This window comes from Amycolatopsis sp. NPDC041971 (genome assembly GCF_055588925.1).
In genome coordinates this window covers 1-15365 of the sequence record NZ_JBVJCE010000018.1, presented here as the reverse complement: position 1 = coordinate 15365, position 15365 = coordinate 1, and the positions used below count along the sequence as shown (strand labels likewise).

At 62.8% G+C, this 15365-nt stretch carries 9 protein-coding genes and 1 pseudogene; 4 read left to right on the top strand and 6 right to left on the bottom strand.

The features are described 5' to 3' along the window. Positions 1-193: 193 nt before the first annotated feature. Together ACZ6DT_RS30275 and ACZ6DT_RS30270 are read right to left on the bottom strand one after the other, a co-directional pair. Positions 194-2404, bottom strand: a complete 2211-nt coding sequence (locus tag ACZ6DT_RS30275) for an NACHT domain-containing protein (RefSeq protein WP_465601759.1) — start codon at positions 2402-2404, stop codon at positions 194-196. A 704-nt stretch (positions 2405-3108) separates the two neighbouring features. Then, the gene (locus tag ACZ6DT_RS30270) at positions 3109-4014 is read right to left on the bottom strand and encodes a hypothetical protein (RefSeq protein ID WP_465601756.1); all 906 of its coding nucleotides are present in this window, start codon (positions 4012-4014) and stop codon (positions 3109-3111) included. Positions 4015-4446: 432 nt separating this feature from the next. Between ACZ6DT_RS30270 and ACZ6DT_RS30265 the strand changes: the two genes are divergently transcribed. Further along, entirely contained in the window at positions 4447-5421 is a 975-nt protein-coding gene (locus ACZ6DT_RS30265) for a hypothetical protein (RefSeq protein WP_465601753.1), read from the top strand. A gap of 534 nt (positions 5422-5955) precedes the next feature. Here the strand turns inward: ACZ6DT_RS30265 and ACZ6DT_RS30260 are convergent. From ACZ6DT_RS30260 to ACZ6DT_RS30245, 4 genes are all read right to left on the bottom strand, one after another. Next, positions 5956-8583 (bottom strand): hypothetical protein, encoded by a 2628-nt coding sequence (locus ACZ6DT_RS30260; protein ID WP_465601751.1) that lies wholly within the window; start codon positions 8581-8583, stop codon positions 5956-5958. Between the two features lie 667 nt (positions 8584-9250). Beyond that, positions 9251-10135, bottom strand: coding sequence for a TIR domain-containing protein (locus ACZ6DT_RS30255; protein WP_465601748.1), 885 nt, complete (start codon positions 10133-10135; stop codon positions 9251-9253). Between the two features lie 159 nt (positions 10136-10294). Continuing rightward, complete coding sequence (locus ACZ6DT_RS30250) at positions 10295-10711, bottom strand: hypothetical protein (RefSeq protein ID WP_465601745.1); 417 nt, start codon at positions 10709-10711, stop codon at positions 10295-10297. A gap of 349 nt (positions 10712-11060) precedes the next feature. After that, positions 11061-12143, bottom strand: coding sequence for a tyrosine-type recombinase/integrase (locus ACZ6DT_RS30245; RefSeq protein ID WP_465601742.1), 1083 nt, complete (start codon positions 12141-12143; stop codon positions 11061-11063). Positions 12144-13247: 1104 nt separating this feature from the next. Between ACZ6DT_RS30245 and ACZ6DT_RS30240 the strand changes: the two genes are divergently transcribed. From ACZ6DT_RS30240 to ACZ6DT_RS30230, 3 genes and pseudogenes are all read left to right on the top strand, one after another. Continuing rightward, positions 13248-13724 carry a GNAT family N-acetyltransferase gene (locus tag ACZ6DT_RS30240; RefSeq protein WP_465601739.1) on the top strand — a complete coding sequence of 159 codons (477 nt, stop codon included), beginning with the start codon at positions 13248-13250 and terminating at the stop codon, positions 13722-13724. A gap of 32 nt (positions 13725-13756) precedes the next feature. After that, on the top strand, positions 13757-13891 hold the full coding sequence (locus ACZ6DT_RS30235) for a hypothetical protein (protein WP_465601736.1): 135 nt from the start codon (positions 13757-13759) through the stop codon (positions 13889-13891). Positions 13892-13969: 78 nt separating this feature from the next. Further along, positions 13970-15227, top strand: a pseudogene (locus ACZ6DT_RS30230) (IS701 family transposase). Positions 15228-15365: the final 138 nt, after the last annotated feature.

The window sequence follows — 15365 nt, the reverse complement described above, 5'->3', positions numbered from 1 at the left end:
AATCGTTACTGTCTGCCGGGAGACTCATGCCCGAAGATTACCCACTAGCGTCCTGCCCCTCGCTCGATCACTGCGGCAGCGTAGGCGTTCCGCCCAGCAACCCGACGTCGCCCCTGCGAAATAGGCTCGTCATGGAAAGCGCTCGGCAGCGGGTCGAGCACAATGAGTCCTGCTGGTCCTCGCGGAGGCCGATTCACCTCAGCAAGTCAGCCACCATTTGCGCAGCTCGATTCCGATGGTCATCGTCGAGCTCTAGATCACTGGCCAGGGCGCGGAAGGCTGCGGCTCCGTCGTCGTCATCGAGTACCGCCAGCTCATCGGCAGCATCCCAGCGACGTCCGCCAGACAAGTCCGGGTCATCAACCATCCGCCACAGCACGGACCGCGCCTCCGAAACGCCACGGGCGGCTTCATCTCCCAGCAAGGCGCACAGCCCATCTCGAAACCGCTGCTTTACGAGCCTGCGGTAGGCGCCATCCCCCTCAAGCACGACCGCAACGCATCCCGCGTGCAGCCGCACCTCGTCCGGTAGGTGTCTGTTGCCAAGCACGAGCGCCAGGCCAGCAGGCATCTCCTCGTCTTCAACAACAGGTAGCGCCTCCGCAGCATCAATCGCACTGTAGGGGTACTCCCACTCAGGAAAGTCGCTGCGACTGCTGAGAAAACAGATCGCCGCGGACGCGGCGGAACCTGAGCCTCTGCAACTCACGATCGCCCTGATACGCATTGAGTCCGGCAGATCGACGTCAAAGCTCATCGCCAGCAGACGAGCGATCCCCTCTGAGTGCCCGAGATTCCGCAGCGTGATCGCCGCACCCCACCGATTATCCTGGTCCATCTCCGCGTGTTCGGTGATCGCGGCCAGCGCGGCCGTAGCCTTTGTCCCGACTGACACCCCCGCTGCCCGCAGGCGGTCCACCAGCCAGCAACTACACTCGGGCGCATACCTCACCATATGCTCAAGAAGGGCGTCAGCGTCCTTGCCCCTCGTCGACCACATATCGACCAAGAAAACGGGAATCTGCGAATAGCGGAAGGCTTGCGAGATGCCACTCTCGTAATAGTTTATTCCGTAGCTGGCAGCAAGCGAATCGAAGACACGGTCCACCGTATGCCACTGATCCTTGGCGGACTGACCTGTCAGCCGACCAGCGACGTACCGAGCCGCGAGATACTCTTCGAAGGTGGCGTGTGCAAACTTCACGTCTCCATCAGCCGAGACGACCAGGCCGGTCCGGCACAAGACATCATGCAATTCGCGAGCACGCACATCGGGATCGACCGCCGTAGACTCAAGCCTCGTATTGCGGACGAAGCCTATCGCCACTTGAAGTACTGACTGCTCCGGGTTTCGGAATTGCCGCTCACTCGCAACCCTTTCGAGTAGCTGAATAATGTCACGGTTAGTCTTTCTTTCGGCATTCGTGTACGCGCGACCGACGAAGAGCTTACGCACATATTGCTCGTAGAAGTCGGACAACCGCTCAGGCAGCCGTTGGTCTGGATCACGGATCAACAAGTCGCAGAGCATGGTCGCAGCCAAGGGCTGAACCAGCCAATCCAGGAAGTTGTTGCGGCGAACATGCGCGGCCACATTAGCGCTCACCTCGAGCGCGTTCGCTATGCCGCGCCGTTCGAGCCAGCCGCGAGCGAACCGTCCGAGCGTAGGAATGTCAAAAGGCCTGAGCTCATAGATCGGAAACGTGTTCCTCACTGCACGGAGATCAGCCTCCTGCATCGGCCTGGTCGCCACGACGAACCTGAGAAACGGGTGCCGCGCTCCCTCAGTGATCGCCTCAAGGGCCGCACGTGACTCGTCGACTCCAGCGACCTCGTCTAACCCATCCACCAGAATTAGCCAAGGCCTGCCGTCCGGCGCGGCCTTGGCAAAGGTATCGGACGCGGGGTTCGTCAACAAAAACGAACCTAATGCAGCAACCACACCGTCTCTGATCGCCTCCGCGAGTGGGATCCCAGAACGGAACATCCGCGCGTGAATGGGAACCGGCACACAGTCAGGCGAAGCCTCGCCGTATTGGCGCTTCGCCAATACGGCGGCGACCCGTCGGAGCAAACTCGACTTTCCGCCGCCCGGGCTGCCGACGACGATCATGTGATCACTCGCAGCGAGTGCGCCCTGCCAAGTGACAGGCCTTCCGCTAAGCCGGTTGATCAAATCCTGGTCGACATACACCGCGCTGAGCGGGACGGTCTCCGCCGACAGCCCAGCACGGGATACCACAGGATGGTCCTCCGCCGCACGCCGAACCGCGTGAAGATAGTCGTCGACGTTGAAGGTGGCGACATCTCGGCCGCCCACGTTGACCACACCGATGTGGTGGGCCTGCACCACGTTGCCCGCAACCGCCCCACTGACGTGGTTATGCACGCTGTCCTTCGCCACGCCACGCCCTCCTCCGCACCGCTGCAGCCTCATAAGTACCACAGCCATGGCGCCGGAGGAGAAGGACGCAACAACGATGCCCTCGCTCCGACCAACATCGCCGTGCTAGCTCACGACGACTCTCGGCGTACCGGATTGCGGATGACGCTCGTTGATGTCCTACTGTACCTGGTCAGTCACGACGAGTTCCGCGCTCACAAAATCGGGGTAATAAGCCCTGGATCAGTCCGGTTGCCCCGACACCTGAAGCGAAGATGGAAGGCATTCACACAGTCCACGTTCACTCACTACGTCGACGCGTACCAGGTCGAACAAGCCGTACTCAGGCGACTTTGGACCGAGTTGAGCATTACTCCCTTCTTAACGCCGCACGAAATGCCCAGCGGCGATTGGACCGAGACGGTCAAAGCGAGTTCGATCTCCTTGCCCGACAGCGACACCTTGTCCAGCAAGAGACAGCGAGGGGTGGCCACGCGCACGCGGCCGCCCGGTCGTCGAGAACCACCGCACGCCGCACCAAGCACCGCACCAGTCCCGACGCACTACACCCATCACGCTGCACGACCCACCGCAAGACGCCCGATAGCCGTCGTTCCCTGCTGGCCACCAGCCTAGCCTGGGTCTGGCCACTCCGCCTGGCCGCAGTTCGCCCGAATCCTCCCTGTCTACTTGCTGCTTTCAAGTAACGCCACGGCGAAGAACAGTCATGTAGTTCCGTGCGTCAGTGTCAGGCGGCAACCATCACCGTGGATGGCCCATGCCGACTCAGATATCCGTGTCGCGGTGGCCCAGGGAAGTCCCAGCATCGGCGAGGTCAGACATGCGATGACGTCATCGATGCGCGGATGACCGAACCATCGAAGCTCCCAATCCGTTCCTTCACCCCACAAGCTACGTCGTCCCTCTCGTTGGGCCTCACGCAGTAATGGCCTTACCAGTGGGTCGTACCACCACGATCCCATGGCCCACCCACGATTCGGATCGCGCACATCGAGGCGAGCGACGATCGCGGCGAGCATTCGCTCGATCCCGAGGGCCATCGTTGGGACCCGACTAACCGCCTCGTGTTCGGCTGGTGTAATCGGGCTGTCGGCGCTGGCGAAGCGGCCAGCGCCATCGCGTCGGTGATGTGGTTGTGTGCGACCGATCTCTGCTGCCTTGAGAAACGTCGGCTGCCGAGTCACGACCATTCGACCGCCCGTCGGGAGGTGAAGCAGATGGTAGACACTGGCGTCTACTGCCGCCTCCACGCGCAGCCCGGCGATGCCGAGTCCCTCCTCGACCAGGGGAGGCGGGACTAGCAGCCGTCCGACGGCGTTTCTGGGTGCTCCGGGAACAATGCAGACCAGGGTGTCGAACCGTGGTGAGACGGTCATGCTGTAGGAAAGGAAGGTCCGGCCGCTATGTAGCCGGTACTCCGTGAAGGGCGCGTCGGCGAAGTCTTCGTTGAACAGGTGTAATGCGAGCATCGCACGAAAGCGCCGCTGGTTGTCAGTGCAGCGATCGAAGCCCAGGTCGCCTCGTCCAACTCCGGCGGCGGCGCTCATCCCGTCTTCGCCGGTGAACGATCGCCTGATCGCACCTGCTTTGCGTCGCCTCGATGAAGGCATGCGTGATCCATTCCGCGTTCCGGCCCGCTTGGTCACGTTCCACAGCTACCAACGTCAACACGTACCGTGGGTGCTCCACACCCTTGACACGACTGGCTTGGGATGCCGGAATCCCGCTTATGCCCGTGTCCTGCGAACCTGCACGCCTGCCCGCTCCACCCTTTGGGGATGGTTCTCAACCGTAGCAGGTCAACCGGAACAGCCACTGTCAGCGCTTAGCCACCTGAACGATGTTCCATGCTCGCCGTAGTCATAGTCATGTATAATTCGCAGGAACTCGGCCAGCAAGGGGCCGGGGCTGCGGTGGGATCCCCAGACAATCCCGCTGGCGGCGAGAGGGTGTGGGGCACCCGCCTTGTATATCTGGTTGAGGCAGCTGTCAGGGATCTGACGCGTGTCAAATGCTGAGTCTGGGCAGCAGGGAGACGCGCCATGCGAGGAAACGCCCACCGCCGCCAACTCGGTGTCCAGCGCAGTGCCTACACCGAAGAGCCGCACGCGCTGGCGGCTCGCGCAATCCCCCGTCAGCATCAAGTAGATCGTCGGAAGCGCTTCGGGTTCGATGAATGCACCGATGAGCAACGTCGATTCCGCGCGTTTCTTGCGCTTTTCCTTCTCAATTCGCCACCAGTCCCACCACAGCTTCAGCTCGACGCGAAGGCCGGACCGTTTATCAGTTCAGGGGTATCGCGACTGCTGTCCAACCCCATCCTCATCTCCGCTCAGTACAACGACCTCAGCATTCTCACCTACATAGGCGATCATCTCCTACAGTGCCTTGCAGACAAAGAGGACTCAACCCATGGCATTCCGGGCCTCCGCCCGGTCACGATCGAGGGGAACGGCGAGGCGCTCGTACTCCGGCACATGCCGACGGGTGCGCTCCTGCGATTCCGGTACTTCGACTACGCGAACCCTCGACAGCGCACGCCTCCTTGGTTCATCCCCACACACTGGCGCCGAATGCAACGCGCACTGGCGATCGGCACCCAGGAACGCAGCATGATAGAGGCCGTTCCGCCGATGCACGAGGACGCCAAGGCGCTGCTTGCCGGGCTCGTCGCGCGCATTACCTGCTGGAACAGCAGTGAGGGTTGGGCGGTCAGCCGCCTCCTCCACGATGATCTAGCCGACCGCGACCAAGACAACGGTGGCTATACATTCAGCCATCTGTGGGGCAGGGGCAACGATTGGGTCTTACGCTGGAGCGGCTTCGGCGCAGTTCCTGCCGCCGACGTCGCACGAGCGCTCACACATGAGGCCATCGGCATCGCCGACGCTACCGCCAGAACCATTACAGATGACATCGTCGACGTACAATTGCGCGACGCCACGCTGCGGTTGGAGCTCCATCGCGCCACGATTTCCGAGCTATTCGACGGAGAGCCACACGGGACGCAGTCATGACCAGAACGACTCGCGAAGTCCAGTCTTGGAAGGACTTGCTCTACCGAAGCCTCGGCGACCCGCGGCGCTTTCGTAGGATGCTCGTCCTGATCGTGGTGGTTGCTGCTGTCGTGCTCGTGTTCGCCCTCGCTGTCGGCTGGCCGACCACTGGCGCCTGCACTTTGGCAATCTTGCTGGCTCGACGACGGGCACTCAAATGACCATCGCTCCTGCTACAAGCCGTCCTGTGGCCCGACCTCGACGCCGCATAAACGGGCACGGCGGCGCAACCGTGTCGTCCGGCCACCGATCGTCGAGCCGCCTCGGCAGGCACTGTCGCTCGACCGGGCCCGCCGAACCCGGGCAGCGCATGCCGACCGTCGTCGACGTCAACCTCAGCCACCTCCTCGATACTGCGCCCGACGCCTCGCCGACATGATGCTCGCTGCGCCGCAGCTGGTCGACGAGGGCCCGACGTCATCGACCTGACGCTCGTGCCCCTGTTCACGTGCGCGCTCCTACGCCGCGTTAGCTGGTTTCGCGGTCGTCGGCCGTTCAGCGGGTGGGCGGCTTGGGCGGGGCCGACGTGCCCGTCTGAATACCGCCCAGCTGCTGGCGGACCTGGGTGACCAACGACCATGTCAGTCGAGGCTCCACCGCCAGTGCGCGGCGAGCCTTTGCCAGGGTTGCGAGTGCGGAATCGGGGCCGGTGCTTAGGCGCTGCAGGGTCGTCTCGGTCAGGGCTTCAGTGAAGATCTCCACGATAGCGGCACTCAAGGTGGCATAGGCTGCAGCTTCATGGCACACCCGGGCCAGATCGTCGTCGTGGCAAGTGTCGGCTTGTTCGTGCAGTGTGGTGGCGAATAGGTCGAGTCGACGCTGCAGATCAGCGGTGCGCGGGTCGGTGAGCGCGGCGACGGTGTTGAGAGCGACGATCACCTCGGCGACAGCAGCACTGGAGGGCAACTGGCTTGCGGCGTGGGTGAACGCTGACAGCTTTGCTGCGACGTCCGCGGCGATAATCGTGCGGGTGACGTCGCCGAGCTGGCAGTAACCATGGGGGGTAGTCGTTTCGGGATCGTCGTCGAACCGGTCGACGGTGGTGTCGTGCTCATCCTCGAGGTCGATCAGGGTGGCCTTGGCCCGATCCAATTCCCGAGGTATCCCAGCGGATAGGCAGTAGCATAGGCACGCATACGGGGTGGGCAGACCCACGACGTGGCGATCCAGCCAGCCGCAGGATTCCTCGAGGCTGAACGGCGCGACGGCGATCATTGTGGTAAACGCGCTGTCGAGGGCGTCACGCACCGGGATGCCGCGGCGCTCGAACGCTGCAAGAGCGTCATCGGAAACCGACACCACGAACAAGCAGTTCTCCACGCCGAAGACCGTTTTGATCTCGTTAACAAATTCGTGTGCCTGAGCCGGGTCAGCAAACTTGTCTAGCTCATCGATCGCGATCGTGATACCGCTGATCTGCCCGGCGCGGATCAACGCTGTGGCAGCCCGATCCAGGAATTCACGCAACTGCTCAACGACCTCCGGTTGCGTCCAGGGCTGCTCGGCCTGCGCGAGCGAGCGTGTCATCGTCAGACCCAGCGTTTTCGGGCCGTCGAGCTTGCCGGACCAGCCGCTAGTGTGGGTTTGCAGAAACCGGATGCGGCGCAACTGCTCGGTGGCCAGAAGCGCCAGTGCCTGTAGGGGCTGCTCCAGCTGGTGCAGCCGACGGCCCTGCTCGATCCCGGTCAGGGTCGCTCGGCTGCGCGTATCCAATGCAGGCAGCACCCGCGGACGCCATCGGCGCGGCAGCAATGGCGCGGCCCGCTCGTGGCCTACTCGCCACGCCTGTCCCAGTGCACTGGTGTGCCACCATGTTGCCAGCCGATCGGCGTACCGGATGAGCCGGCGAAGCACTGACAACGGCAGCCGCCGTAACGGCATTCCGACCAGCGCGACGAGATAGCCAGCGGCGACCACGGCGCCCCCGGCCAAGACGACGTGGGCGGCGAGAGCGCGAGCCTGCGCAGCGGAGCCTAGATCTTCTACAAGGAACCGGCCGTCGAACAGCCTCGTGACATCGGTGCCGAACGTCGCGGGCAGCGTGGCCAGGTCGCGAGGCATGAGCAGCGAGGCGACCGCGACGGCAAGCGTCAAGAAGCCGGTGGCGCGGATCAGACGCCGGGCCGCGCGCCGCCACGTGAAACGCCGCCAAGCTGCGCTCAGATGGTGGTCCCATCGGTCTGCCGCGGCAATCGCGGCGGTTGCAGTAGTAGTCACACGAGGGTTCCCTAGATGGGCCAGCACCGCGCGGCAAACCATGGTGTTCAGGTGCAGCACGAACTCCCGCAGCTCGTACCGTGCGGGTGCCGAGGCCATCACGCACAGGCGGTTCTCGGTATCCACTCCGGGCAACGTTCCCGCCCGTAGCGCCTCCAGCAAGGTCGTCTTACCCACCCCGCGCCGACCCGCTAGAGCCACCGCACCACGGGTGCCCCGCCGCATCTCCTGTCCCAGTTGCCGCACCGCTTTCGTCAGAATCAGAAACGGCGCCACCGGATCCCACCCATATGAGCGGACGCGATGGAAACGCAAATCATGGCTGAACACCCGATGCGCGCCGGCGTTGACGCGACCAAGAACCTCGGGCAGGACAACCTCGTTACGGATAGTTGTCTTCCAGTCCCAACGCAGCCGTGTAAAACCCCACCTCAGCCGCCATCGCTGCCGTCCCCACGCCCGCCGCAAGCGGATCGTTTCCGGCAACGAATCGGACACCGCGTCGTCGATCGCCGGGAAAAAGTACATAGTCGTACCCACGGTGAGGCTGCCGATCAGCTGCAGCACCGGCGAGTCCGGTAGTACCAGTTGCGGCACAACTAACGCCGGTACGACGATCAGGGCAAACAACGCCAGCAACCGCAGCAGCCGCCGCGCGCTCAACAGCTCGGCCACGTCGTTGGCGGTAACCTGCGGTTCGATGTTGTCGTGTTCATCCAGACCGGTGACGCGATCGATCACCGCAGCGTAGCTGGCGGTCAGTCGGCGGAGGAAGTCGTCGTCCTTCAGCAAGTTGATCTTCAATTGCGTGATGGTCGACTGCGGCCATTGCCGCTGACGGAATACATCTTGCAGATCCGCAGAACCGACCACGTCGTCGATGAGATCACTGAAGTCTTTGCTCAACTGTCGACGTAGTCGCGGAGAGCCGCGATCAGAATCCAAAAGTCCTCCCCCATCCATGCACCGATAGGCCTGGCGCCGGTACTGCGGTAGGTCTCGAGTGTGCCACCGCGGAAACGCGTCTCACCATAGTGGCTGCCTGCACCACAGGACATCCCGCAGGAGCGACGTGTCGGCAACCAAGCACAACCGGGCCAGATCCGCCTTGTCACCGCTAACGGACCGGTACCTGATCAACGCGCTGGGCCGCACCCGTCTATTCGCCACGCATCGTTAACCTACTTTGTGCGGCTGTGCTCGCCCACAGCAAGCGCGAGCATCGATCGCCAGATTGAACCGCTAACCGGCAGCACTAAAGTGTCGCCACCGGCCTCCAACTGGGATATCTCAGAAAGATGGTGCGGCAACCACTATTTGACGAGCGGCTCAGTACCGTTTCGCAGAGCGCACCGAAGACGGTGTCGACGGCGACCTGGGTGAGTTCTACGATGGATGCGGAGAGTTCCTCGCTCGGGGCGACAGGCTACCGAACCGGACGCTGCTTAAGTCGCCGGCCTGCGCAACGCTGTCTCGTGCGCTTTGATGCCTGCGCGGTCAACCCCTCATCCAGACCTTCAACAAAGTAGTCTCACTATCGAACTTGACGCTCGACGGTCTCGACGATTCGATCCTATAACTTCTGAAAGAATTCTTCTTTTGGCATGACCTCATCAGATCCACCGAAGGTCGAGAGTAGCGACAGGTCGAACACTTTCACTGCCGGACGCTGTGTTTCTATGTTGTAGACCGCCACTAGCCAGGCGTTGTAACCGCTGCCGCCGTTAAAGCTAAACGTCAGTTGGTCATCACGGCCAAGCCCTCTTCCAAACAAGATGTCGAGAGCGTAGACGGTGCTTCCCGAGCGTTCGACGCGTAGTGTGATCCGCTCATCGGTTCGCCGCACCGACGTAGGAAAACCCGATTTGGCGAGCTGACCGCCAGCATCTCGGAGACTGGTCGCTAGATACTCGTAGACGTTTTGAAGCTCTTGGAACTTACTGAAGGTCTCGGGCTGTACCTTCGGCAGCCGAACCTGCAGGGCTTCTTTCACTACCTGGCCGACGTCGTGCGGCTCCTGTCCCACGGCTTGGGCTTGCCCTACCTTGATCCGCAGCTGCTCGGCGAGCCGCTCGGGAGTGCAATCGGAAGCCCGTAGGTACCCGATGTGCGGGTTCAGGAGTTCTGCCGGGATCTCGCTGTCGTCCATCAGAACGGGCAGGATGTAGCCATCGCCCTGCTCGACGGCCCTCAATATGGCATAGGAGAACTCGTCACGCGGGTATGGCTTGGCAAAGTACTCCGCCGAGATGAACGGCACGAAGAAGCGGGTCTGCGACGAATAGGCCTTCCGGAAGGCGGTGACGAAGTTCTGACCCCAGAGTTCGTTCGTCATGTCTCGGTCGTAGAAGACCCGGAGGCCGAGTGCTTTGGCAGCTTCAACGACCGCTTCGACGTAGGCACGATGTTCACCAGCGAAGGAGACGGCGACGTCGTAGTCGGTGACCGGAGCGCTCATCATGTCAGCCTATAGCGATCCCTCGACGTCGAGTAGTCCACACGCACCGGTACAACCCATAGCGTCTGAAACTGCCGCCGACTCGGTGCTACAGCAGCCGTCTTGGCAAAGGATAATCAATCAATCGAGCGGAGGATGAGCGGTGGTGTTCGACAGTTGTCAGCTCGCCACCCTCATCTTGTTCGGCTGCCTCCTGCTCCTCAGCCTCGCTACAGAGTAGAGCCAGTCGGGGCTCCCAACGATGGTCAGCATCTGGAACGGGCACCTGCTCGACGAGTCGATCTTCCGGACGATCGTCGCCGAATTCGCCCCGCTGCTCCGCATGACCAACCGCGCAAGCACCGCCATCCCTTCCCGTCGTTGCTGCGGAAGCTGGCGCCGACAAACGGTAGTTCGCGACGAGCAACGCACCACGACCATCAGGTCCACCGCGGGCGCGACCCACACCGGAACACCGAGCCGGAGGGCGGGCGCGGACACATTACCGAACCCGAGCAGGAACGTCAGCCCGACCACGGCCTCACTATCGTGGCTCACAACCGACACAACCGGATCGCGCCGCTCCCCCTCCGTCATCGCACACCACCTGGCAATGCGGCTCTCCAAGACGGTTGAGCTAGGCGGCAGAACCCGACATCCGCGAGCCCGAGACGCGCCCGAGAGTTCCGAAACAGTCCGACACCAGGCGACACACCCCGACACAGCGGATGCCTCGCGACCAGACGAAAAGGTCTTGTCCGCCATCACTCGACACCATCCGACACACCCAGGAGCCGACTCTTAACCAGCGGGTTCGGGGTTCGAGTCCCTGATGGCGCACAGTAAGAGATCAAAGCCCACCAACGGTTCTTCCCGGAATTCCGGATGCCGTCGGTGGGCTTTGATCGTCTGTGCAGCCCAGGTGCAGCCGACGTGTCACCCCGATTCAATTACCGACCGCCACCAGCCGTGCCCGCGATGACCCGCTGCGCTGTCGGGGCACCACTACCTTGTTGATCTTGGCGCCACGCTGGTATCCCGCGCGCCGGACGAGGGCCGCTGTCGCATCCGCCGCCTGCTGCGCCAGGCAGGGCAGGACACTGGTGTAGGTGTCGGCGGTAAGCACGATGCTGGAATGCCCTAGAAGTGACTGCACCACCCGCAGCTCATTACCCGCCGCGAGCGACAGCGTGGCCGCGCCGTGCCGCAGGTCATGGAACCTGATCGGTGGCAGGCCGGCCTCACTAACCAGGACCCGAAAGGTGCGTGAGACGTAGCTCGGGCTCCACGACCGGCCCCCGTCATGAGAGAAGACCCAATCGCCACTCGGGTCCTGCCGGGCGAGCCGGCGCAGCAGGGCGGTCGTTCCCCGATCCAACGCGACGGTCCGACAGCTGGCATCGGTCTTCGGCAGGCAGACACCGCGGCCATCACGTTCGACGAGCTGCCGCACCACCGACAGCGTCCGGTTCGCCAGATCGACATCACACCACCGCAGACCGACTGCCTCCCCGCGGCGCAATCCCAGTAGGGCTGCCACGTGATAGAGCGGGTACAGCTGATGATCGCGGACCTGCTCGAGGAACATCGCGGTCTGCTCGGCCGTCCATACCGCGACAGCAGGACGTTCCCCGGTCCGGCGCCACAGCTCGACCCGGGCCTCGGTCCATACCACCGCCCGTGGGCGACGCGCCGAGGGCAACTCCGCCCATCGCGCCGGGTTGCTCGTGATCAATCCACGCCGGATCGCGCCGTTGAGCGCAGCTCGCAACACCTCACGAACCCGCTGCAACGTGGTCGGCGACAACGGGCGCGACCGCAACGCATTGGCCCGTAACAACGCGGTGAACGCACCTTGCACCTTCCCAATACTCAGTTCGGACATCACGAGCCCACCCAGCCGCGGCTGCAGATAGTCCCGGATCAACTGTCCATAGAGCCGCCGTGTCGACGGCCGCAGCGTGTTTCTGGTTGCGAGCCACACATCCAGCCACTGGCCCACCGTCACCAACGCCCGTCCAGGATCCACGTCATCACCCAGCCAGAACCCCCGCGCACGTTCCGCCGCGGCTCGCGACGCAAAGCCGCCGCGCTGCAACCGGCGCCGCTGACCATCTCGACCCGCCGTCAACTCAATCGTGAAATACCACCGGCCATGGCCCCGCTCGCTCAGCCTCGGACAACGCAAGCCCCATCGCCGACCATCAGCCTGGTTAACGCACCCGCACCGCTTAAACACTCGTCCACCGGATCGCCTCGACATGACTCCTCCATCCATAGAGAACATCGACTCACTAACGATGTGCCCTCCAGAGTGAGGAGTCCATGATCAACGACCGATAAAATTATGCGGCGATGCGCTCGCCTTATTACAGGCCACCTCCAGGGCCTTCCAGTTAATCCGGTAAATGCCTAGACGCAACGAGCAACGCCATGACCATCAGGACCATCACTGGCACGACCAGAGTCACCATCATGTGACAGCGGGCCCCAGGATGCTTTCAGCATCTCTCCGATAAGCAGAGATGGATGATGCCGTCCGGCAATACCTTTATAAGAACTATCACTGTTGGTGAATATTCGACAAAAGAATTTCAGTTACTTTCTGAAACATCTATGTCACCGTCAGCACCACGCATGTCGCGTCTTATCGCTGTCGGCTATCAGGCGTACCGTCTTTCGCAGCAGCGTTTCCGCCACATGACCCCTTGAGAAGCCGGGGCAGCGGGCACGCCGCGGCTGGCTCGCTAGGCGACCCGAGTGAACGCGTGTCGACCGCGGACTTCACAACCAACTTGCGACATACAACGATTAATTTGGGCCGCGGCCTTCGAGGAATACGGTGTCGTGCCAGGTGCCGTCGCGTTGGCGATGCGTTCGCGGATGCCGACGCCATCACTACCAACATCGACATCGACAGCACGACGTCCCTGACCACAGCCCACAGGATGCGGTCCTGACCCCAACTCCCAGTGGCGGTATCCGGAGGTTTCAGCCCGACGGACCACGCGATCATCACCAGCCCTGACTGGGACATCCTCATCGTCGGCCGCAGTGTCGCCGACGCGGTAGACCCCGCAACCGCTGCTCAGCGCATTGCCGAACTCATCCACTCGAACGACCGAGGAGCCACATGAAGATCTCGCCACTTCGCCAGGAACTCATTCCTCAGGTGATCGACCTGATGGAACTCGGCGCACCGTACATGCGGCCACGCACATACTCGGACTACTGGCTCTACGCCACCCTGTTCTCCTCGACATGCCCCGTCGCCACCATCGACAACACGCTCGCCGGAGTCGTCATGGCATTCCGCAGCCAAGACAACCCGAACGACGTCTACATCCAGGATGTCATGACACACCCCTCATACCGACAACGGGGCGTGTCGAAGTCCCTGATCACAGCCGTCCGCGACCAAGCCATCTCGTGGGGCGCCAAGCGCCTCTACCTCACGTCCGAGCCAGAAAACACCGCCGCACACGCCGCGTGGCCAGCCATGGGATTCATCAACCAACCGAGCGACTACAAGGTCAACGACATCTGGGTCACCGCTGATTTCAAAGGCCCGGGCAAGGACCGTGCGGTCTACGAGCACCACTTAGGGTAATCATCCGACTCGAGTGGAAATGAAATCTCCCGATGGCCGACTCCGAGTTTCCGACGACACCGGAAATTGAAAAAGCTTATAGGACCGCATACAAAGCCCTAGTACTCCAGCCGGACTTCGTGATGTCGCTGGTGGGCTGCCTGGAAACAGGTGCGGCCAACAGTTGATCATGGTCGGTTGTGTGGACTAACCCTGATCGGCTGGTGGCCGCGGGCCCTAGCGTAAACCCTGACCGATGGCGTGTGATGTTCGAGGAGTTGTTCAGCCGGATCTCCGGCAGGTTCACCCGCGTCGAACCCCGCAGGAGAGCGCGGGCGTTGCTGCTGGGGCTCCTGTCGGACTTGCCCGCCAAGAATTGCTGGACGATGTCCGAACACGTCGGTGAGGACAACCCCCGATGGCATGCAACACCTGCTGCGTAAGGCGGTCTGGGACGCGGACAAGGTCCGTGACGACCTGCGCGACTACGTCACCGAACACCTCGGCGACACCGGCGCCGTGCTGGTCGTCGACGAAACCGGTGACCTCAAGAAAGGCGTCCACACCGTCGGGGTGCAACGCCAATACACCGGCACCGCGGGGCGCATCGAGAACGCTCAGGTCGCGGTCTACCTCACCTACGCCACCGACGCCGGGCACGCGTTCATCGACCGGGCCCTCTACCTCCCGAAATCCTGGACCACCGACCCCGGCCGCCGCGCAGGCGCAGGAATCCCTGAAGACACCGCGTTCGCGACGAAACCGGCGCTGGCGACCACGATGATCGGGCGCGCTCTCGACGCCGGTGTCCGCGCACAGTGGGTCGCCGGGGATGAGGTTTACGGAGCCGACCCCAGCCTGCGCAAGAACCTGGAAAAGCGCGGTGTCGGCTACGTTCTCGCCATCGGCTGCGACCGCCGGGTCAGCACTCCAGCTGGCGTGCTGCGCGCTGACGATGTCGCCGCGAGGCTGCCTGAGCACGTCTGGCAACGCCTCTCCGCCGGCGCTGGGGCAAAAGGGAATCGCTACTACGACTGGGCGTTCGCCGACATCGACCTCGACGAGCCGGCCGGAAGCCGGTGGTTGCTGATCCGCCGCAACCGCGCCATGGGTGAGCTGGCGTTCTACCGCTGCTACTCACCTCAACTCGTTCCGCTGCGGATCCTGGTTCAGGTCGCGGGCCGCAGATGGACAGTCGAGGAGTCGTTCCAGACCGGCAAAGGCCTCACCGGGCTTGACCAGCACCAGGTCCGACGCTGGACCTCCTGGCACCGCTGGACGGTCATGGCGATGCTCGCCCACGCCTTCCTCGCCGTTGTCGCATCCATCGAACGAAACCCCGAACCAGCAACTGCCGGATGGATCTCCTTGACCTGCAACGAAATCCACCACCTGTTCACCACCCTGATCAGCCGACCGGTACTCGATATCGCACACCGGATCCGCTGCTCAACATGGCGCAGACGCCACCAATACCGCGCCCAACAAGGCCACTACCAGCGACAATCAACCCGCGAACCATGACCATCACGAAGTCCGGCTGGAGTACTAGCCAGACCTGGGATGCGGGTCTATCCCGTGATCGGTGTTTCCGGCGTTGTTGATCAGTAGGTTTCGGCTCCCGGCCAGCGGTCACCGAACGTGATGGCGAAGGCGTTCAGC

Bases quoted from the DNA above. Each gene is read 5' to 3' on its own strand.
- ACZ6DT_RS30270 (WP_465601756.1), bottom strand. From the start codon at position 4,014: ATGCCTTCATCGAGGCGACGCAAAGCAGGTGCGATCAGGCGATCGTTC.
- ACZ6DT_RS30265 (WP_465601753.1), top strand. From the start codon at position 4,447: ATGCGAGGAAACGCCCACCGCCGCCAACTCGGTGTCCAGCGCAGTGCC.
- ACZ6DT_RS30255 (WP_465601748.1), bottom strand. From the start codon at position 10,135: ATGAGCGCTCCGGTCACCGACTACGACGTCGCCGTCTCCTTCGCTGGT.
- ACZ6DT_RS30250 (WP_465601745.1), bottom strand. From the start codon at position 10,711: ATGACGGAGGGGGAGCGGCGCGATCCGGTTGTGTCGGTTGTGAGCCAC.
- ACZ6DT_RS30240 (WP_465601739.1), top strand. From the start codon at position 13,248: ATGAAGATCTCGCCACTTCGCCAGGAACTCATTCCTCAGGTGATCGAC.
- ACZ6DT_RS30235 (WP_465601736.1), top strand. From the start codon at position 13,757: ATGGCCGACTCCGAGTTTCCGACGACACCGGAAATTGAAAAAGCTTAT.